General features: G+C 28.9%; 16 protein-coding genes. 2 read left to right on the top strand and 14 right to left on the bottom strand.

Features of this window, described 5'->3' with window-relative positions:
* Positions 1–207: 207 nt before the first annotated feature.
* The 10 genes from FAY47_RS14730 to FAY47_RS14685 form a co-directional block, all read right to left on the bottom strand.
* Positions 208–861, bottom strand: a complete 654-nt coding sequence (locus FAY47_RS14730; RefSeq protein ID WP_143317667.1) for a hypothetical protein — start codon at positions 859–861, stop codon at positions 208–210.
* Positions 862–1,119: 258 nt separating this feature from the next.
* On the bottom strand, positions 1,120–2,799 hold the full coding sequence (locus tag FAY47_RS14725) for a M3 family oligoendopeptidase (protein ID WP_143317666.1): 1,680 nt from the start codon (positions 2,797–2,799) through the stop codon (positions 1,120–1,122).
* A 33-nt stretch (positions 2,800–2,832) separates the two neighbouring features.
* Positions 2,833–4,056, bottom strand: a complete 1,224-nt coding sequence (locus FAY47_RS14720; RefSeq protein ID WP_185966847.1) for an MFS transporter — start codon at positions 4,054–4,056, stop codon at positions 2,833–2,835.
* Between the two features lie 115 nt (positions 4,057–4,171).
* Positions 4,172–5,551 (bottom strand): MATE family efflux transporter, encoded by a 1,380-nt coding sequence (locus FAY47_RS14715; protein WP_143317665.1) that lies wholly within the window; start codon positions 5,549–5,551, stop codon positions 4,172–4,174.
* A gap of 86 nt (positions 5,552–5,637) precedes the next feature.
* Positions 5,638–7,062 (bottom strand): amidophosphoribosyltransferase, encoded by a 1,425-nt coding sequence (gene purF / locus FAY47_RS14710; RefSeq protein WP_143317664.1) that lies wholly within the window; start codon positions 7,060–7,062, stop codon positions 5,638–5,640.
* 44 nt (positions 7,063–7,106) lie between these two features.
* A complete protein-coding gene (locus FAY47_RS14705) occupies positions 7,107–7,766 on the bottom strand; it encodes an HAD family phosphatase (protein ID WP_143317663.1) in 660 nt (219 codons plus the stop codon).
* 61 nt (positions 7,767–7,827) lie between these two features.
* Positions 7,828–8,481, bottom strand: coding sequence for a dihydrofolate reductase family protein (locus tag FAY47_RS14700; RefSeq protein WP_143317662.1), 654 nt, complete (start codon positions 8,479–8,481; stop codon positions 7,828–7,830).
* A gap of 43 nt (positions 8,482–8,524) precedes the next feature.
* Complete coding sequence (locus tag FAY47_RS14695) at positions 8,525–9,673, bottom strand: extracellular solute-binding protein (protein ID WP_143317661.1); 1,149 nt, start codon at positions 9,671–9,673, stop codon at positions 8,525–8,527.
* A 4-nt stretch (positions 9,674–9,677) separates the two neighbouring features.
* Complete coding sequence (locus tag FAY47_RS14690) at positions 9,678–11,624, bottom strand: alpha-amylase family glycosyl hydrolase (protein ID WP_207729672.1); 1,947 nt, start codon at positions 11,622–11,624, stop codon at positions 9,678–9,680.
* A 34-nt stretch (positions 11,625–11,658) separates the two neighbouring features.
* Positions 11,659–12,675, bottom strand: a complete 1,017-nt coding sequence (locus FAY47_RS14685) for an alcohol dehydrogenase catalytic domain-containing protein (RefSeq protein WP_143317660.1) — start codon at positions 12,673–12,675, stop codon at positions 11,659–11,661.
* 385 nt (positions 12,676–13,060) lie between these two features.
* On the opposite strand from FAY47_RS14685, the gene FAY47_RS14680 reads away from it, so the two are divergent.
* Positions 13,061–13,639, top strand: a complete 579-nt coding sequence (locus tag FAY47_RS14680; protein WP_143317659.1) for a hypothetical protein — start codon at positions 13,061–13,063, stop codon at positions 13,637–13,639.
* A 31-nt stretch (positions 13,640–13,670) separates the two neighbouring features.
* Here FAY47_RS14680 and FAY47_RS14675 read toward each other — a convergent pair whose 3' ends face one another.
* Positions 13,671–14,669, bottom strand: a complete 999-nt coding sequence (locus FAY47_RS14675) for a bacteriochlorophyll 4-vinyl reductase (RefSeq protein ID WP_143317658.1) — start codon at positions 14,667–14,669, stop codon at positions 13,671–13,673.
* 413 nt (positions 14,670–15,082) lie between these two features.
* On the opposite strand from FAY47_RS14675, the gene FAY47_RS14670 reads away from it, so the two are divergent.
* The gene (locus FAY47_RS14670; protein ID WP_143317657.1) at positions 15,083–17,587 is read left to right on the top strand and encodes an alpha-L-arabinofuranosidase C-terminal domain-containing protein; all 2,505 of its coding nucleotides are present in this window, start codon (positions 15,083–15,085) and stop codon (positions 17,585–17,587) included.
* Positions 17,588–17,730: 143 nt separating this feature from the next.
* On the opposite strand, the gene FAY47_RS14665 is transcribed toward FAY47_RS14670, so the two are convergent.
* The 3 genes from FAY47_RS14665 to FAY47_RS14655 form a co-directional block, all read right to left on the bottom strand.
* Positions 17,731–18,708 carry a methyl-accepting chemotaxis protein gene (locus FAY47_RS14665; RefSeq protein ID WP_143317656.1) on the bottom strand — a complete coding sequence of 326 codons (978 nt, stop codon included), beginning with the start codon at positions 18,706–18,708 and terminating at the stop codon, positions 17,731–17,733.
* A 15-nt stretch (positions 18,709–18,723) separates the two neighbouring features.
* Positions 18,724–19,812 carry an FIST N-terminal domain-containing protein gene (locus FAY47_RS14660; RefSeq protein WP_143317655.1) on the bottom strand — a complete coding sequence of 363 codons (1,089 nt, stop codon included), beginning with the start codon at positions 19,810–19,812 and terminating at the stop codon, positions 18,724–18,726.
* Between the two features lie 360 nt (positions 19,813–20,172).
* Entirely contained in the window at positions 20,173–21,588 is a 1,416-nt protein-coding gene (locus tag FAY47_RS14655; RefSeq protein WP_143317654.1) for a glycoside hydrolase family 1 protein, read from the bottom strand.
* Positions 21,589–21,711: the final 123 nt, after the last annotated feature.

The following is a 21,711-nucleotide window of genomic DNA, read 5'->3' as shown; positions in this document are numbered from 1 at the left end:
AATTGCTTGATATAGCTTATTTTTTTGTATTGCATTTAAGTAGTATCTTAAATAAAGAATTACTCATCTCTTCTAGTTTCATACCTATTTATTTCAACATGAACTTAAGTAAACTTATACTTTAATTTTAGTTCTTATCCTTTAATTAAACAAAATCATAAAAAAATATGTCATAATGAAATTTTCATTATGACCCTTACATTCATATTAATTTGTAATACATTCATTAAAGAATTGTATTCCTTCTTTAATATTCCTATGATTTAATAGCTTTATATCAAATTTAAATATCTTATATATAAATTGAACACAATATCCTATTCCAAATGCAGTAAATAATGTTCCAATTCCCACAAAGCCACCTAATAACCAACCGATGATTAAAGCTCCCATTTCTATAAAAAACCTTATTATACTTACTGATTTACCTGTTAGTTTAACCAATGCAATCATAAGTCCATCTCTTGGACCACAACCCATTTCACACCCAATATATAAGTAGCTGCCTATAGCTGATGCAAATAAACTTCCTATCATCATAATTATTCCAGTAAACAAATTGTTACAAACTGGTATTATTTTTATATATATTATAAGATCAATGAAACATCCAATTACTATCATATTAGCTATTGTCCCCAAACCTACTTTTAACCCAAGTATTCTAGTAATTAATACTATAAGTATTCCAACTATAATACTAGCTTGTCCCATTGTTAGGCTAGTTACCTTTGTCAGTCCTTGATGAAATACATCCCATGGACTTAATCCTAGATTAGAATTAAGAGCCATTACAGTTCCAAATGCGCATAATAAAAATCCAAGTGTAATCCTGATTATTAAACCAAATATTTTCTTCATAATTCCTCTTTTCTTATGTAAGTTATTTTTCACTAGAAAAATCTCTAATTATTGTATTATAGTTCCTTTAGTTTTTTTAAACTTACTAATGATTATATTCTTGATTAATAGCCAGTTTACTACTATTCAGGTAAAATTTCAATAGCTTATTCCTAATAAATTAAAGTTAGAAAATTAAAAATTTTATATAATTTATGTAATTAATTTCTTTTAAAAATGCTATAATGAAAATCTACATCATAGCATTTTTAATAACTTTTATAATTTAATTTTTTCAACAAGCTCTTTTATAAAACCATCTTCAAAAGGACTTTTAATTCCCACTTTATGAAGCATATTAGGAAAATAACCTTTAGCTGATTCTAAAGAAAATTCTAAATACTTATTCCAAGCATCTTTGTAATTTTCATCCATTATTATTTTAAACTGAAGAGCACATGTTTGCGCAATACAATAGTCAATATAGTAAAATGGATAGTTGTATACATGCTTTTGTACTTGCCATCTACGTCCATCACTATAAAATGGATCATCTTTATAAGATAAATGTGGTTTGTAATTATTCTCCAACTCTTTCCAAACTCTTCTTCGTTCCTTAGGAGTAAGTTCTGGTCTTGTATAAATAATTTCTTGGAATTCATCTATCATACACCCATATGGTATAAATGAAATAGCATCTTCTAATTGCATTTTTCTATAGTCATTCCCTCTATCTCCAAAGAATAAATCCATCCATTTACCTGTAAAAAACTCCATGGACATAGAATGGGTTTCCGCTGTTTCCATAGTTATATCATTATGTTCTATGATATCATACTCTCTTGTTAGATAACCCTGAAATGCATGACCACATTCATGAGTCATAACATCTACATCTCCGCTTGTTCCATTAAAATTAGCAAAGATAATTGGTGCCCCATAAGATAAAAGCATATCCATATAACCACCTGTTACTTTATTAGGTCTTCCAAGGACATCGAATAATTCATGATTTAACATAAATTCAAAAAACTCTTTTGTTTCAGGAGATAACTCACTGTACATTTTTTTACCTGCTGCAAAAATGTCATTAGGTGTTCCAACAGGAACAGGGTTTCCATTAAGAAAATAAACTCCTTCATCAACAAAATCAAGTTTATCTATTCCAATGCGCTTTCTTCTCTCTTCATGCATCTTAGTTGCAAATGGAACAAGATATTTCTTAACTTGATTTCTAAAATTAGCTACATCATTTTTATCATAGGAATTACGTTTCATATTATAATAACCAAGTTCAACATAATTTTCATAATTCATAGCTTTAGCTTGTGCATCTCTGTTAGCTACAAGCTTATCATAAATTTCATCTAATTCATCTTGAATTGTAAGTAATTTCTCACATTTTACTTTCGCAGCCTCAACCCTTGTTTTTCTGTTATCTGACTTTAAGTATTTTTCTAATAAAGAAAAATTAAGAGTTTCACCTCTAAATTCCACCTTGCTTTGAGCAATTAACTTATTATATCTTGATACAAGAGTATTTTCTTCTTGCTTAAGTGGAATGAGCACATCATCAAAAGCTTTTAATTGAATTTCAATATTTTTAAAAGTTACTTCTCCTATCTTACTTTCCATGAAAGGCCTATATTTAGAGTTAAAAAGTAATTTTTGATATTTTACTTGATAGCTTTTAATTTTAGGAGATACTTCATCATAATATTCCTGTTCCTCTTCATAAAACTTATTTGATACATCACCATTATGTCTAAGTCCTGCTAAAACTATTGCAGTATATACCTTTTTATATAAGGAATAGTACTTTTTATGAACTTGGAATTGTTCTTCTCCGCTCTTAGCCTCTTTAAATTCATTAATTATTCCCAAAGCTTCTTTTTCAAAAGATTCTATTGTGATTCTTTCATAAGGAAGTTCTGATAATTTAAAATTTTCATCTTCCATTTTTGTCCTCCAAATATATAGTATTTTTAATAATTATAGGTTATTTTTAAATGTTTTACAATTTTTTTCTTGTGTGTTTTTTAAAATTAATAATCCTCCAATAAGCATAATGGGAAAAACAATCGCTGCTAAGATTCCTTTCTTTAAATCATTATTCAAAGTTTCAGACATAAAGCCAACAAAAGTTGGCCCTAGAGAACATCCGAGGTCTCCTGCTAAAGCAAGCAAAGCAAACATAGCTGTTCCACCACCTTTAATATTAAGAGATGAAATACTAAATGTTCCTGGCCACATAATTCCCACAGAAAGTCCACACAGCGCACATCCAATTAATCCCATAACTTTATATGGTGAGAGTGATGTAATAAGATAACTTATTAAACACAATCCACCACTTATCATCATAAATTTTTGCAATTCTATTTTCGAACTAAATTTTGCATAAAATACTCTTGCACTTCCCATAAGAAGAGCAAATGCGCAAGGACCTGCTAGATCCCCTATAGCTTTAGAAACCCCAAGTCCAGCCTCTGCGAAAGCAGATGCCCACTGACTGACAGCTTGTTCACACGCACCTGCACAAATCATTAACATTACCATTAGCCAAAAAACTCGATTCTTCATAAGCTGCCTTATACTAATACCTTCTTCTTCTTTGTTTAGTGTCTCAATAGGCACAATGGCATAATAAATTCCATTTAATAAGGGAACAATTGCCCATATAATCGTAAGAATTCTCCAATTAGATATACCTATTACTACAAAAAAAGCTGTAGATAATAAGATAACAGCAGCTTGTCCCCAACTATAAAAAGAATGTAACAGACTCATAGCTGCTTCTTTTCTCTTTGTAGGACAGGCTTCCACAATAGGACTAACTAAAACTTCAGTTAATCCACCTCCAATGGCATAAAGCATAACTGCTACCACTAATCCACCAAAAGGATTGGAAAGAATTGTTGGCAAAATGGAAAGTGAAATCAATCCAACAGCTGCAAATATATGTGCAACCACAATGGATATCTTATATCCAATTTTGTCAATGAACTTGGCAGAAAGCAAATCAATCATCAACTGAACTCCAAAATTAAAGGTAATAAGTAGAGAAATTTTATCCAACGACACATTATACTCTTTCTGAAAAGTTAAAAATAATAGTGGCGCAAAGTTATTAATAATTGCTTGTACAATATAACCTATAAAAGAAGCATAAATTGTATGATTATAATTCTCAGTAATTTTCAATTTAGTTTCCATACTTCATATCCCTCCTTTCCTTTTCTTGCACTACATTTTAACTCTATACCACAATATTATAATACAAATTTAACCAAACACTTAATTTTACCACACAAAAAAATTTCTTATCTGTTCAGCTTATAGATTTACCAACGTCTCTTTCAGTAAGATTATTCATCCATTTCTTTGAATACATTATTTTCATTCCAATAATAAATCTAACAAGCTCCTCACTTGAAATTATTAAATAAACCCATTCAATAGGAAATTTAAAAATAATTGACGAAACAAATCCCATCGGAACTCCTATTCCCCATGTTCCAAACATATCAAGAAATAGCGTATATTTAGTTTCACCACCACTCCTTAAAATTCCGCCACCTATTATCATATTTGAAACTTTAATCCATAAAACTAGAGAATACATAATTAATATCTTTACCGTACACTCCTTTAAATCGTCAGATATATTAAATATAACCACATATACTTTTGACAATAAAATTAATAAAACTCCAAATACTGCAGAACTTACAATGCCTAACTGAACAAACTTTCTTGAATATTTAAATGCCTCTTCCCTTTCATCCTGACCAAGTTTATTTCCTACCATAATGCCAGCTGCAACACTTACCCCTGAAAGTAAACCAATACTTAAATTTTGTATTGGATATGTTAAAGTCATAGCTGCAATATCGCTAGTTCCCATCCTACCATATACAATAGAATACATTGTTTCTCCTAATGCCCATAGAAATTCGTTTATTATTATCGGAGTAGATATAGCAATAATTTTCTTCATAAAGCTAACTGACAAATCAGATATTTCCTTAAACTTATACGCTCCAGGATATTTTTTCACATATACACACACAAATAGAATTGAAGCTTCTAAAAATCTAGTTATATTTGTAGCATATGCCGTACCTTGTAATCCCATTGGAGTAAAACCAAAGTTGCCAAATATAAGAACATAATTTAATAAAGTATTCATTACAATACCAAATACTCCTGCATACATAGGCAATTTTACATGTTCTGTACTTCTTAAAACTGATGAAAACATAGTTATTAGAAGTATTGGTATATATCCAACAGCAATGGTCTTTAAATATTGACTTCCAAGTTCGATTACATTAGCATCTTTTGTATAACAACCTAATACCTGTTTTGGAAGTATAAATGAAATAATAAAAAATATAATAGTTATAGCAAGTCCAATAAATAAATTTCCTCCAAATGAACGTGCTATATTTTTTTTGTCTTTCTTTCCCCAATATTGAGCTACCATAATAGAAGTTGAGACACCAATTGCATTTAAAGTCGTTATAAAAATATTAGGAAATCTTGACCCTAATCCAACAGCCGCAATTGCATTTTCTCCCAGCTCACCTACCATTATTTGATCAATAATACTCAATGAAGCTTGAAATAAACTTTGAATAGAAACTGGTATAGCTATCGCTAACATAGTTCTAAGATATGGATTTCTTTTAAAAATTTTTTCAATCATACTTTTTCTCCACTTCAAACTTTTCATATGTAGTAATCACCTACTACTTTTTAAATTATAATAAAATTATCTGTAATATTAATATTTTAAAAATTAATAGCTTTTTTGGTTAACTGGACCTCCTCATCTTCAACATAAGGATATTCTCCATTAAAACACGCTGTGCAAAATCCGTAGCTATTGTTTTGTTTACCTACAGCCCTTAATAAACTTTCAACACTCATAAAATCCAACGAGTCTGCTGATATATATTTTCTTATTTCTTCTATCGATTTACTAGAAGCTATTAACTCTTTTCTATTTGATGTTGCTACCCCATAAAAACATGAAAACTTTATAGGCGGAGCTGCAATTACAACGTGAACCTCTTTTGCTCCAGACGCCTTCAGTAGTTTCACTATTCCTTTTAAAGTTGTACCTCGAACTAATGAATCATCAATTAGTATTATTCTTTTCCCATTTATATTTTCTTGTATTGGATTTAACTTAATTTTAACAGCCATTACTCTTTCACTTTGAGTTGATTTTATAAATGTCCTACCTACATATTTATTTTTTACAAAGCCTTGTCCATACGGTATACCACTTTCTTTAGCATATGCTATACTCGCTGGTATACCTGAATCAGGTACTCCTACAACCAAATCCGCATCTATTTTAAATGATTTTGCTAATTCTTTTCCTATGTTTTCTCTTGCTTTATAAACACTTATACCATCTATTTTACTATCCTCTCTTGCAAAATACATGAATTCAAATATACAAAGCTTTTTTTGCTCTTCTATTTGTTTCTTTTCACTTTTTATCCCATACTTATCTATAGTAACTACTTCACCTGGTTCTATATCTCTTACAAATTCTGCTCCTATAGCATCTAAAGCACAACTTTCTGATGCTATAAAGTATGAATTATTTAATTTGCCAATACATAAAGGTCTCATTCCTAAAGGATCTCGTACACCAATAAGTTTGTCTTTAACAATTATCACCAATGAATATGCTCCTTTTATATCATCCATTAAACTTATTATGCTATTCTCAATAGATACATTCTTCTCTAGCTCATTTAATATCATATATCCTAATATTTCTGAATCTACTGTTGAATTTAATTTGTACTTTGCTAATTTACTTTTTAAATCTTTTGCATTTAAAAGATGACCATTATGAGCAATTGCTATTTTTTCTTTTCCATTAGAGATTATGAAGGGCTGAGCATTTATATTAGAGTTTTGCCCATTTGTTGCATATCTAACATGCCCTATAGCCAAACTTCCTTTCAAACCATCAAGTATCTCTTCATTAAATACTTGATTCACAGTACCTACATCTTTATGGCATTTTATTCTATCTTTTAAATATACAGCTATTCCACAACTTTCTTGCCCCCTATGTTGAAGTGCATATAATCCGAAATATGTTAACTTACTGCAATTTAATTTATTATCAAAATCTATACCACCAAAAACTCCACATTCTTCCTTAAACTTATTATCTATTTCTAAATCCATATTTACACCTTCTCATCATATTTTTTAAGTAACTATTCAAAAACTTAAATATCTAGATGTAAGCTTTTTTGTGGAAATTCCCTTATTATAATATCTGCATTTTCTAAGTTTTGTTTACCAGAATGAGTATTCAAAAATCCAATACTCTTCATCCCTGCATTATTTGCGGCCTTTATTCCATTTGCTGAATCTTCTATTACAACACATTTCTTTGATTCTACGCCTAAAAGCTGTGCTGCCTTTAAAAATATTTCTGGATGAGGTTTACTTTTTTCAACCTCATCCCCACTAACTATAACCTCAAAATAATTTTTTATATCTAATTTACTTAAAATTATATTTATTAGCTGTCTTGGCGATGATGAAGCTAATCCAATTTTTATGTCTTTTTCTTTCAAATCTTCTAAAAGCTCTCTTGCATTTTTGTTCAATGATAACTGAGGCAAACTTTCCATATGGCTTATAACGTATTTTTTATGATATTTTATTACCCTCTCTTTACTCTCCTTTAAGTTATTTTCCTTTATAAGCTTATCCCACATATTTTCTATACTGGTGCCAACAAAGGCTTCATGTTGCTCTTTAGATACTTTTACATTAAAGTGAGAAAATAAATACCTTTCTATTTCAAAATATATAGGCTCACTATCAACAAGAACTCCATCCATATCAAATATAACTGCATTAATGTCTTGTCTATTCATCCTTTACCTCCTCAGTTTTTAAGTTTTATATGCTAATATGTATTTTAAATATAATTATTATTTATCTTTCAAATTTTAACAGATTATAATTTTTTCTTGTTCTACATTCTGTGAATTTAAATTTCTTAATTGATTCTAAATCCTTAAATCCTTCTCCATCTACAAGTGAAATATTATTATAACCACCTATTACTACTGGCAATTGCATAAGTATTATTTCATCAATTAAGTTTTGCTCAAAAAGTGTCCAGTTTAGATATCCTCCACCTTCTACCATTATGCTTTTCATATTAAGTTCCTTTTCTAAATAATTAAAAAGACTTTTAAAATCCACTTTATCTTTTCCAAAAATCAAACATTCTTTTCCTAAGTTTCTTATAAAATCTACTTTTTTATCATCTTTCCCCATTTCGGTTGTTACTACTATTGTTTTCTCATTATCAGTAAAAATATTTGAGGAAAAATCTAAATTCATCGTACTTGTTGGCACTATTCTTACCGGATTTTTATTTTCTTCATATCTATTAGTCAAAAATGGGTTATCTGTATCTATAGTCTTTTTTCCCACCATTATTCCGTTGACTTTCCCTCTAAACTCATGAATAAATTTTTTATCATTATCATCTAAAAGATTAAATAAATCTTTACTTGAAGTTCCTACTCCTAGTGTTAACTTTCCATCTATTGATACTTGACTTAAAAGTATTATCTTCATATTCACAAATCCTCCTTATTGCTATTTTGCTTTAGGCATATCCCTAATTTTCATGTAAGACAACTTTTACTATATCCTCAATTGAATTTGATTCATCTTTTAACATCTTAATTCCAAGTTCTATGTCATCCCAAATACTCTTCATTTTTAAATCCACCGGGATTGTCTCACTAAAATTAAGTTGATTTAAAATACCTTTTATAACTTCTGATCCACTTCGCTTAACTTCTTCAACAACCTTCTTGTTAACAGGTATTCTATTAATCTCCTTAAATAATCTTAATTGACACTCTTCACTCATCATATACTTAACAAATTCCATTATAGGTTCCTTATACTGAGATTCTAACGAATTACAAGGGAATACTACTCCTGCAGTAGACGTAGTTACTTTAGCCTGTTTTCCTTTTATATTGGGGATTAAGCACACACCTAATTTTTCTTTGCAGGATGAACGTATTAAGTAATCGCATATCCATTCTCCATTCATCATGCAGGCTATTTTCCCATCTATAAAATTGCCTATCATTGACTTCGTAGAATCTGTATTAGTCACAGGATCAATGGAACTATAATGTACAATTATCCCTTCTTGCATTAACTCTCTTAAAAACTCAAATGTTTTCTTTAAAGCATCAAAATCTAATTTTAAATTTTCATCCTTTATTGGCCAACCATCAAATGCTGAAAAGAATGGTATAAACCAAAAAGGTATTTCCATATCAACAGCCATTGGAGTAATACCTTTCTTTTGAAATTCAACCTTCATCTTTCTCAATTCTTGAAAATCTCTTGGAACATTCTTTAATATTTCCTTGTTATAATAAATAACAGCATTGTTTCCACCTAATAGGGGCACACCATATTGTTTTCCCTTGTAACTCATTGTCTTGTATATCTTCTTATCAGCATATCCATCAAATATTGATTCTGGCACCTCAGAAAATAATCCACGTTCAGCAAATGCTATCAAATCTGATGGGATTAAAGCCATATGTGGACCATTTTGCGTTCTATAAATATTACTAAGCTTTTCTTTATACTCAACCATATTCATCATTTTAAATATAAAATCTACATTTATTTTTTCACTTATTTCTTTAGCTATCTCTTCGAGAAAGCCTAATATCGTATCTGCTTTTCCATCGTATTCGTGCCATATTACTATTTTTTTCTTATTTTCTACGCTCATCACTTTATTCCTTACTTATTAAATAATCAGAAACTAAAACAATAGCTTGTCCATTTTTAAGCTTATCAGTTTCTTTATTTAATATTTTCCTTTCATCATTTTCCACGCTATTTATAACAATTATAGGATTTGTTGTAAAATTAATTGCTTTATTTATATTTATCTCTTTTTCTTCATTCATATTTAAGTTAAACACTAATACTAAAGCTCTCCCCTTAAATTTGTAAGCATATATAATTACTTCATTTGGAGAATCTAAAATTTCAAAATGTTTAGTATTTAACATATTTAAATATTTACTTTTACACTTTTTCAAATTCTTTAATAAATCAATCATTGACTGAGCATTTTTGTTAGTCCATTTTATCTTCATTTTGTTAAAAAACGCTCTAGGTATTTCAGCTCCATTTGTATTATCTGCAAGTCCACAATTTATAGGTTCATCTTCATTTACTTCTCCACCTGTTGTTATAAAAGGAACTGCATTAGGTAAGAATCTATTAAACACCGCAATTGAACGAGCTAGTTGAATTCCACCGTCTCTAGTTGTTATTCTAGGAGTATCAGCAGTTTCAGCACAACCAAAAATACTAATCTTTAACCCTTGTAGCTCTGCCAAAAAATTGGTCAAGTTCTCTTTATTTATTCTAGACATTTCTAGCCATTCACTTCCTAGCATTATGTTATAACCGCTTTCATAGGCTGATTCATGATTTTTATTAAATAAATCTTCACTCATAAATATTGAATTTGATTTTAATTCTTTCACAACATCGAATAAATGATTTAATAACCTTTGTGGTAAAGTATGTCCTATATCTACTCTTATTCCGTCTATGTCATATTCTCTAATGTAGTACCTCAAAACATCCTCAAAATGCTGCCACAATCCATAATTAGGTTCTCTTCCTTGAAATTTATTAGCCTTTATTGTGTCAAACATAACATAAGGCGCTTGATCATTATTCAAATAATTTTGAACTTCAGGGTACACATCCATAAATATCTTCAAAAAAGTAATATCTGTCCAAATAGGTTGTACATCATTAACCCAATCTGAATGTGCAGGTGGAGTTGTTATTTTCATTTCTTTTTCAACTAATAACAACAAATTTTCCCCCGTTTCTTCTGACCTCTCCTTTAACTTTTTCCATAAACTTGGATTTAATATATCTGGTGACTGAGAAAACTTTCTTAAATGCTGTTTTGTCTCTTTAGACTTATATATTATTTCTAAGTTATCATATGTACATTCTTCAAAAAATCCTAGTTCAGGTATCTTTGGAGTTTGAAAACCATCTTCATATTCTTTTTTAATCCAATATACCCAATCTGGATGCTCCTTTATTATGTCACTATCCCGCGCCGTAACTCTTGGCACAAAATCTATCACTACTCTTATTCCTAAAAGATGACAGGCTTCAACTAATGTAGCAAATTCATTGTTTAACGAGAAATCATCTATCTCATCTAACAATTCATCATGTAAATTCTCATCTAATTTAAAATAATTTTTTACTACAAAAGGGCCTCCTATATCTCCTTTTTTATATAATTCACTATATTCTGTTATAGGTAATAAATATAAAATATCTATTCCTATATTTTTTAGCATAGGTAATAATATAATTAATTTTAGAAACGTTCCCATTTCTAATTTACCGTCATGGTTATAGTCCCAAGCAGTTGAATATCTAACTAAAGAACAATATATTGAACTATTATCAAAATCGTTACTTTTTGGCATTTCATAGTTTGTTGATTTTAAGAATTTTATTAACTTAAAAATATATTCATATGCATCTACTTCAATCTCATTTTCCTTTGCTGATACTATATTCTCAAAACATATAGTATTCCAAACTTTGGGCATCCATATTAAATATTTTTTCTTTTCCTTTTGTCTTTCTATAAATTTTTCTATTTTATTTAAATTACTTACTTCTATCATATTAATCACTCTCTATATACAATTTTAATTTCTTTTATTCAAATTTAAAAACTGTTTTCATGGTTTCCATTTCTCCAGATAATAACTCATCAAAAGCTTCTTTTCCTTCATCTATAGGACATATTTTGGTCACCAATTTCTCTAAACCATCTAACATAGTTGCACATTTTATAGCCTTTGGAAACAATAAATTATATTCACCAGCTCCTATTATTTTTATTGCCTTATCTTGATAATTAGCAGGATTAAACTTGAAGTTATAAGTAGAATCAATTCCTAGAATAACAATTCTTCCTCCTCTTTCTATCATAGCTTCGCATATATTCATTTGATTTCCTACAGCATCAATGATTACATCAAATTTTCTATTCATATTTATTTTTCTTAATTTCTCTTCTGTTAATTCCCCTGGATAATATGCATAATGAACTATTTCTTCAGAAAGTTTTTTTCTAAAATCATTTTTTTCAATGCTTACTGTTAATCTTGCTATCTTTTCGCAAACTATTTGGGAAAGTGCTCCCATTGGTCCAGCCCCTATTATAAGTACAGCATCCTCTGGTTGTATGTTTGCAGCTTTAATATTATGCAATACACAAGCTAACGGCTCAACTAATACCGCTGCTTCATAACTTAAATCATCTGGTATTTTATAGACAAAAGTTTCATCACAAACAAAGTATTTTGCAAATAATCCATCTTTAGTCATTCCAGCAACAGCCAATCTGCCATCATCACCTATACAAAAATTACTTTCACCATTTCTACAATAAAAGCATTTACCACAATATTGATTAGGATCTATAACTACCCTATCATTAACTTTCACAGTTTTTACCTTAGAACCAACTTCTTTTACTACACCTACTGCTTCATGACCTCGAATAATATCCGGTATACAGTTTAAATTTCCTTTTAACACTTGTAAATCCGTACCACATATTCCTGAATATTTTATTTCAATTTTCACTTCACATTCAGAACATATTTGTGGTTCATTCCTATCCTTTACTATAATTTCTCGATTTTTGTCAAAAACTAATCCTTTCATTTTTATCCTCCACTTCAAAACTTATTAATACAAGTAAGAAATTCTAGCCAAATAAATTATTATAGTTTTCTATTTTTTATTCCTTGATTTTCATCTTCCAATATAGTGTAACTCTTTTATATTTTGTTTTATATTGTTAACTTATACAAAATACAACTGCATTTTTCATTCTTTTATACAATTTTATTCCTTTTAGGTAAAATTTTCTTAAATCTTATTTAACCCTTATATATAGCATTGTATTCATCTATCAAGTTACTATCTAAATACTCTATAATCCACAAAACAATAAATTCATAGAAAAATGTCTACAAAATATAATCATTGCTTAATTTATTTTTAACTTATAAATGATACTATGATAATAAAAGAGAGGTGAAAATGAATGAAGAACTTAAACATTTGTATTGATATTGATGGAACCATAACAGATGCTTACTACTGGCTTGATCTTTGTAATGAATATTTTAATACTAATATTACTAAAGAGCAGGCAACTGAATATTGTATACACAAGGTAGTTGGTGTTACGGAAGAGGAATACTCCCAATTTTATGAAAAGTATAAATTCAATTTACATTCAACTGAGAAACTTAGAAATGATGCTAAATCAGTTATAACCAAACTTAACTTAGATAATAATATCTATTTTGTCACAGCAAGAGATAAAAGTCTCACTCTACTTACCATTAGATATTTAATAAAAAATAAAATTCCTTATGACGATTTATTTGTGTTAGGTAATTCTTATAAAGTTGATACTGCAAAGAATTTAAACTGCCATATATTTATTGAAGATAGCTATGATAACGCAATGGAACTTTCAAATGCAGGTTTTAAAGTGCTGCTAATTGACACAAACTATAATAGAAAACCTATAAATAAAAATATCATCCGCGTTTGCAATTGGTATGAAATCCATGAAATAATAAAAGAACTGTTATTACAAGACCAAGTAGTGTAATAACAGTTTAAAAATATAGTATGAAGTGTTATTAATTTTCTTTCATACTTCTATGAATAATATTTCTCTTTATCTCTTCAAATTCCTCTTCAGTTACTATTCCTTCATCAAACACATTCTTTAATTTGAAGAGTTCATCTGCTAAATCAAAATTTCTTGCACTATGTATATTTCCATCTTTTTCCACCCCCTCTTCTTCAATAGCTAATTCTTTTATTTCATCTTTATACTTTTTTTCTATAACTTCACCAGTTTCTTTTTCCAATTCAATAATATTTCTTTCTAAATTCTCTATTGTATATTTTTCACCAAAGGAACTTGATAATACATCTTTAAGTCGCTTTCCCATTGGTTTCATAGACATATATGTTACTCCACCAGATATTATGCCTCCTAAAATAGGAATTGCTTTTGATACTCCTTTAGCAAATGTGTCCTTTGTCATAGTTATACCTATTGCAATACTTATCTTCTTTATTATAGAATAATAAATAGTTTTAGCTAATGCCTTTTCTTGCAATTTTCTAAATACTTGCTTTGCCATACTATTTGAAATCAACCTTACAGCAGTAGTTGCACCACCAACCCCAAACATAGCTCCTAGAAAAAGTATTAGCTCATTTTTAACTTTTTCATCATCAATATTATTATCTTTCCACAGATCTTCAAAACCATACAAGTATGCCAATTCTTGTGCTATTTTAAGTGCTACTCCAAAGTACTGTAAAACATCTGCTGGAATAGCTGCCGTAATACCAAACCCACCTGGTAATCCTGCTATAAAAGAGGCTCCTGCGGTTTGATTTGTTCTTTTATTAATTACATTATCAGCTATTTTATTTAATACTTTTAAATTAATGCTAGCCTCTATTGTATTAAGCTTAATAGCTTTATTTATTCTTTCCTGAGAAATATAACCGTTTAACTCTTTTTCTAAAAAATCCTTTCTATTCACTCTAATGCCTGGTATTTTTAGAGCTAAAGTTAATACTGTTTCAAATCTTTTAGTTTTCTTCTCTAAATTGTTCATATCTATCGCCTCCCTTATCCTTATAGTTTATTACATTTTGTAAATAATTATAGTAAATTTATATTCTCTTTTAATATAACCTTAATTTTATATAAAATAAACTTATATACTAAAATACAGGTAAATTTAAGCACAACAGCCTCATCATTGGTATATCCAGTATACGATTTGTACGTATAAATAAATAGTTTTATTTCAAAATCATAATTACAAACTGGTGAAAACCTGTTTACTTTTACAAATAAAAGGTATAGAATGTCGTTGTATGTTCCAAAATTTGTAAGCATGAATATGTAGGATTTTTATTTTTTAAAATTGTAACAAAGGAGGTAAAAAAGATAACTTTAAGATTTAAAAATAAATAACAAAAATAAAATTCCGCATACAAAGATACTATAGTTAGGGGGAGAATTATGAAACATAAATTTATTACAATTTTTATTACAATTATCTTCACATCTAGTAGTGCTTCTGGATACACAAGTGTATCAGCAAAAGATACTGAAACTAATGATGCATATATCTTAAATGTAAATACTGATGAAAAATTATTCAATGAAAGTGATATGTTAACTGGATTATTTTTTGAGGACATAAATCACGGTGCAGACGGAGGATTATATGCAGAACTTATAGAAAATCGTTCCTTTGAGTTTAAAAACCCCTTAGATTCTTGGCAAATTGAACAACAAGGTTCAAACAATTCATCTGCTAAAGTATGCAAAGACAATCCTTTAAATAGCAATAATCCAAGTTATATAGAATTAATTTCTACAACTGATGGTGATAACTTAAAAATATCCAATGATGGTTATAAAGGCATAACTGTTAAAGATGGAGATAAATATGATTTTTCCTTTTGGGCTCGTAATGTTGAAAATGGTAAATCATTAACTGTTCAAATAGAAGACGAAAATGGAAATATCATTTCCGAAAGCAAAAAAATTAACAAAATAAATAATAAGTGGACTAAATTTGAAGGTCATTTAAGAGCCAAAAAAAGCACTTCTAATGCTAAGTTTACAGTTTCAATAAGGGATGAAAGCAAAATAGATTTAGATATGGTTTCTCTATTTCCACAAGATACTTGGAAAAATAAGAAATATGGCTTAAGGAAAGATTTAGTTCAAAGACTTAAAGATTTAAAGCCTAAATTTTTACGATTCCCAGGTGGATGTGTTATTGAGGGTAATAAAAAAGAGGAAATGTATAATTGGAAAAATACTATTGGGAATGTAGAAGAAAGAAAAGAAATTCCTAATATATGGGGATATAATCAATCATTTGGTCTTGGTTTTTTTGAGTATTTCCAATTATGTGAAGACATTAATACTATTCCCGTTCCAGTTCTAAACTGTGGTATGACATGTCAGGCTAGAGGTGTTAATGGAGTTCCTAATTACATGGGAGATATAGGTGGCGATCTTAATTCATTTATACAAAATGCTGTTGACTTAGTTGAATACGCTAATGGAGATGAAACAACCACTTGGGGTAAAAAGAGAGTTGAAGCGGGTCACAGGAAACCTTTTAACTTAAAATATTTGGCTATAGGTAATGAACAATGGGGAAATGAATATCATAAAAGATTTGAAGAATTTCAAAAGGTACTAAATAAAAAATGTCCAGGCATAACATTAATATCCTCGGCCGGTCCTTCATCATCTGGTTCATTATTTGATGATAATTGGAATTGGATAAAGGCAAAAGTACCTAACACTGTAGTAGATGAACATTATTATATGGATCCTGATTGGTTTTTGAATAATACTAATAGATATGATAAATATGATCGAAATAACCAAAAAGTATTCCTTGGTGAATACGCTTCCCAAAGTAACACTTTAAGATCTGCACTTGCTGAAGGTGCTTATTTAACAGGCCTTGAACGAAATTCAGATATAGTAAAAATGGCATCTTATGCACCATTATTTGCAAAATCAGATGATTATCAATGGTCTCCTAATATGATTTGGTTTAATGGTAGTACAAACTATGCTACACCAAATTATTATGTACAAAAATTATTTAGTACTAATTTAGGAACTCAAATTCTTAAAGGAGATCTTATAAAACCAACTATACCAAAAAATAATGATATTAAAGGAGGAATACTCCTTGGTGGATGGTCAACACAAGTTCAATACGATAATGTAAAAGTAACAAATAATAATACTGGAGAAGAGATATTTAGTGATAACTTTGACATCGATAATGGCAAATGGAATAAAGTAAGTGGAAATTGGTCTCTCAAAGATGGAAAATTAGAATTAGATCAAATAGCTGATAATTGCAAGGTAATAACTAATAGTAATAACTGGAGCAATTATACTTTTGAAGTAGATGCAAAAAAACTAGGTGGTAAAGAAGGTTTCTTGGTTGGATTTGGAGCAGAAGACTCTTCAAACTACTATTGGTATAACTTGGGTGGATGGAATAATACTAAAACTGCTGTAGAAAAGATAGTAAATGGATCAAAATCAACTGTAAGTGAAGCTGATGCCAAATATGCAACTATAAATACTGGAGAAAATTATAAAATAAAGGTAGTTATTAATGGAAATAAAGTAAGCTGTTATGTTAATGGACAATTGACTAATGAATTTACTCAAGAAGGAAGAGGTACTGACGTATACACGTCTACTAGCTACGATTCAAGTTCAAATGACTTAATAGTTAAGGTTGTGAATGTAGCAGATAAAGACAAGAAAATCAAAATTAATATAAGTGGAAGTCAAAATATTTCTTCAAAAGCTAGTGTAGAATATATAACTGGTGAAAATACAAGTGCTACTAACTCATTTGAAAATCCTGAAAATATATCTATAAAGACTAAAAAATTATCCTACATTTCAAATAATTTTGATTATAACGCTGATAAAAATTCAGTGTCTGTAATAAGAATAAAATTAAAATAAATAAAAGTAATTTAAAATTCCATAATAAAAGCTTTGGGGAATGTAGATAGATTTGTGTAAACTGAATAAAAACGACTTCTTCTTGTCAACAATCAAGATAATAAATTGTTACAAGAAGTAGTTGTTTTTTCTAAAATAAATTTTTATTTATTCTTTTCAACTATATGATCAATTAACGGATTCATTTGCTCTAAGAAGTTTGTGATATCTTCAAAAATTATACCCTTATTAGTAATTTGAGTATTTAAGTTATCAATATCATCTGTTACTCTATCATAATATTTAATAGAATTATTCATATTATCATTTATATTTTGTATTTCTATATTTGACTCATTAATTACTGTAGATATCTTTCCATTAATATCACTAACTCCATCTACATTAACTTTTATTTCTTCAAAAATTTCTTCTGTATTATTTACACTCTTATAACTTTCACTTAGTGCATTCTTTGAATCTTTAAGTGATATATTAAGCTTATTAGTATCCTGCTCCACATTTCCCATGCTTGTATTTACGCCATTAACTAATTCTTTAATCTTTCCAGATAATTCTTTTACCTCTTCCGCAACAACAGCAAATCCTTTTCCTTGCTCTCCTGCTCTTGCTGCTTCTATAGACGCATTTAGGGCTAAAAGATTAGTTTGATCCGCTATATCTATAATACTTGTTGTATATTCCTTAATCATTACATAGGATTTTTGAAATTGCTCAAAGGTCTTCTCAATAATCAGAAAACTATCTTCTACCGATTTAGAACTACCCTTTAAATCTACAACCTTCTTTTGTGCATCATCTACGCACCTCAATATATTATTCATTCTATCATTAAATTCATCTGAAACATTTTTTATATCATTAAAATGTCCTCTAAAGTTTGATATAGATGTATTTACTTCTTGAGCCTTGCTTTTTACTTCTACAAATGATTCTTCAATTCTTTTTAATTCATTGCTTGTACCACTTTCCTCTTTAATTAAATCATTTGTTCTATTATTTAAATAGTTCACAGAATATTTAAGTGGATACATTTTTTCACTTAAATCACTATTTTTTGTTTTAGTATTATCATTAATTACATTATTTTCAATTATTTTTTTACGTCCAAATAAACCCATTTCATCATCTCTCCTCTATTCAAAAACAACACATACCATTGTTTGATTTACGTGTTGCTTATTATATTGTTCCCCTTCCCCGATAATGCCTATATGTTGTCCAATCGAGCTCATCATTTGCGCATATTCACCAGTAAAATTTCTGCTTTCAAATAACATAAATCTATATATACAATTTACTGAAAATATACTTGATATATTAGAAAAATCATCTTTTATTCTTTTTAATGTATTATTTATTGCTTCTTTATAATCTATTAGCTCTAATATATTCAAAACATCATTCTGATTAATTCTTTTAAAACAGCTTAAGTCGCCATTTTCCCCTACCAATTTAATAGCTGTTAAAAATTCTTCCTTTCCTATTACTCTTGCTAAAGGATTTGTAAGTACATAATTAGATATTTCATCTTTTGTAATACCTAAAGTTTCGCAATACACCTTTGCTGCACTCTTTCTATTAAGTTCTAAAATTCTTCTATTTTCTACATCTACTTTAGTCGCAACAAAATTTTCACTTTTAACCTTATATATATTTTCACTATATACTTTCACTTTCCCATCTGTATTTTTAATTAGTACATATACACAAGCATCATTGTATATTTCTCCATTTAATGATACACATTTAACTCCATCCCTATCAGCTCCTTGAGCAGTTCCGCCAATTAGAGGTATATTCTTTTTGCTTATTGCTGAACTAAGTGTAGATACTATTTTTTCTTCTGACCCAGTACAAAATTCCATACAAACTGTATTATCATTCCCAGCATCAATTCTTTTAACACTATCTTCTAACGGCTTAATATCTTTTATTGGAAATGTTTTTACGCTTTGCAAAACACCAGCTTCCACTTCTACTCCACTTTTCATTGCCCATACTACAACATTATCTTTTACTATATTTCTATTTGCAAAGCTATAACCTGTTGTACCTATAACTATTGCACTTGGATACTTTTGCCCTACTAATCCTACTACTTCTTTAAATTTACTAGCTTCTGCAAAAACAAATATTATTTTTGAATCATTAAGTCCAGCTGTAGCCTCTTCTATTGATTTTTGTATATCATCACCATATCCTACTCCAATATAATCTTTCAATATATCTTCACTCCTTTGACTATTAATCTCTTATCTCTTACATACTTAAACGGCATCATTACCATAATATTTACATAATGGTACATTTTTCTTCATATTTATTATTTTCGAGTATTTTTTGTTATACTTTATGAAAATCCAGCTATTCTATAAATTGACTTTTAGTAATTGTTATGTAAGTTTCTCCTCAATAACTCAATTAGTTAGATAAAAAAAGCTTATTCTTCAATATAACTTGCACTCTAGCCTCTTTTCCATAACAAAACACTCCCTTTATAGTAACAGTTTTATTATTTTAACTGTCTACTATAAAGAGAGCATATCATATAGACTACCTTTATATATTTAAAGATTTTATATTTATTTTTTTAAACTTGTTCCATTTGTAGCTATAACTGCTTTATACCAATTAAAGCTCTTTTTCTTATATCTCTCTAAAGTTCCACTTCCATCATCATTTCTATCTACATATATAAAGCCATATCTCTTTTTAAGTTCTGCAGTTGATGCACTTACTAAGTCTATACATCCCCATGTAGTATATCCCATAAGTTCAACTCCATCTTCAATAGCTTCAGCAACTTGAACTAAGTGATCATTTAGATATTTAATTCTATAATCATCAATTACAGTCTTATTACCATTTTCATCAGTGATAAGTTCATCAACAGCACCTAACCCATTTTCAACTATAAATAATGGTTTTTGATATCTATCATATAATAAATTAAGAATATACCTTAACCCCTCTGGATCTATTTGCCATCCCCATTCAGAAGCTTCTAGGTATGGATTTGGTACTCCTGATAGAATGTTTCCAGGTCCTTTTTTATTCTTTTCTGGATCTGAAGTAGCACAAGCACTCATATAATAACTAAATGAAATAAAGTCTACTGTATTTTTTAATATTTCTTTATCTCCTGGTTCCATTTTTATTTCTATATTATTTTCTTTAAAAAATCTATTCATATATCTTGGATATTCTCCTCTTGCATGAATATCTGCAAAGAAAAGATTTTCCCGATCTTGTTGCATCGCCTTAATCACATCACTTGGCATTGAAGTTAATGGATAATTCGGTACTCCAAGGATCATACATCCTATTTTGAATTCTGAGTTTATTTCATGTCCAATTTTAACTGCCAATGCACTTGCAACTAATTCATGATGCATAGCTTGATATAAATCTTGCTTACTTAATTTTTCCTTTGGTGTCCAAATACCTGCACTCATGTATGGTGCATGAATTGCAGAGTTTATTTCATTGAAAGTTAGCCAATATTTTACCTTATGTTTATATCTAGTAAATATAGTTCTTACATAGTTTTCAAAAAATCCTATTAACTTTCTATTAACCCACCCGTCATAATTTTTAGCAAGTGCAAGTGGTGTTTCATAATGTGAAATTGTTACTAATGGTTCAATTCCATACTTAGCTAATTCATCAAACACCTTATCATAAAATTCTAACCCTTTCTCATTTGGTTCTTTATCATCACCATTTGGAAATATTCTTGACCATGCAATTGATAATCTAAAAGTCTTAAATCCCATTTCAGCAAATAATTTAATATCTTCTTTGTATTTGTGGTAGAAATCTATTCCAATGAGTTTCATATTATCTTTTGTTGGCTCATTAGTTAACGGTCCCATTATCCCCTTTGGAGCTATATCCTGAGTTGATAATCCTTTTCCATCCTCATTATACGCACCTTCAAATTGATTAGCAGCTGTAGCTCCTCCCCATAAAAATCCTTCTGGAAATTTAATTGACATAATTATTCCTCCTAAACTTCATATATTATTAATGCATTTCGTTTATTATACTTAGTATTTCCTAAATATAATATTAATTTATATAAAAAATACCTAAGAAATATAAAGAGAACTCTCATTTTA

The sequence above is a fragment of the Clostridium sp. HBUAS56017 genome, from assembly GCF_007115085.1.
GTDB classification, from domain to species: domain Bacteria; phylum Bacillota; class Clostridia; order Clostridiales; family Clostridiaceae; genus Clostridium; species Clostridium cibarium.
The sequence above is the reverse complement of the archived record's forward strand: the minus strand, read 5'-3'. Positions and strand labels throughout refer to the sequence as shown.

Excerpts from the sequence above, each read along its gene's own strand:
- FAY47_RS14655 (WP_143317654.1), bottom strand. The coding sequence starts at position 21,588 with ATGTCAATTAAATTTCCAGAAGGATTTTTATGGGGAGGAGCTACAGCT.
- FAY47_RS14715 (WP_143317665.1), bottom strand. The coding sequence starts at position 5,551 with ATGATTGAAAAAATTTTTAAAAGAAATCCATATCTTAGAACTATGTTA.
- FAY47_RS14675 (WP_143317658.1), bottom strand. The coding sequence starts at position 14,669 with ATGAACAATTTAGAGAAGAAAACTAAAAGATTTGAAACAGTATTAACT.
- FAY47_RS14670 (WP_143317657.1), top strand. The coding sequence starts at position 15,083 with ATGAAACATAAATTTATTACAATTTTTATTACAATTATCTTCACATCT.
- FAY47_RS14705 (WP_143317663.1), bottom strand. The coding sequence starts at position 7,766 with ATGAATAGACAAGACATTAATGCAGTTATATTTGATATGGATGGAGTT.
- FAY47_RS14730 (WP_143317667.1), bottom strand. The coding sequence starts at position 861 with ATGAAGAAAATATTTGGTTTAATAATCAGGATTACACTTGGATTTTTA.
- FAY47_RS14700 (WP_143317662.1), bottom strand. The coding sequence starts at position 8,481 with ATGAAGATAATACTTTTAAGTCAAGTATCAATAGATGGAAAGTTAACA.
- FAY47_RS14685 (WP_143317660.1), bottom strand. The coding sequence starts at position 12,675 with ATGAAAGGATTAGTTTTTGACAAAAATCGAGAAATTATAGTAAAGGAT.
- purF (WP_143317664.1), bottom strand. The coding sequence starts at position 7,062 with ATGGATTTAGAAATAGATAATAAGTTTAAGGAAGAATGTGGAGTTTTT.
- FAY47_RS14720 (WP_185966847.1), bottom strand. The coding sequence starts at position 4,056 with ATGGAAACTAAATTGAAAATTACTGAGAATTATAATCATACAATTTAT.
- FAY47_RS14665 (WP_143317656.1), bottom strand. The coding sequence starts at position 18,708 with ATGGGTTTATTTGGACGTAAAAAAATAATTGAAAATAATGTAATTAAT.
- FAY47_RS14690 (WP_207729672.1), bottom strand. The coding sequence starts at position 11,624 with ATGATAGAAGTAAGTAATTTAAATAAAATAGAAAAATTTATAGAAAGA.
- FAY47_RS14680 (WP_143317659.1), top strand. The coding sequence starts at position 13,061 with ATGAAGAACTTAAACATTTGTATTGATATTGATGGAACCATAACAGAT.
- FAY47_RS14725 (WP_143317666.1), bottom strand. The coding sequence starts at position 2,799 with ATGGAAGATGAAAATTTTAAATTATCAGAACTTCCTTATGAAAGAATC.
- FAY47_RS14695 (WP_143317661.1), bottom strand. The coding sequence starts at position 9,673 with ATGAGCGTAGAAAATAAGAAAAAAATAGTAATATGGCACGAATACGAT.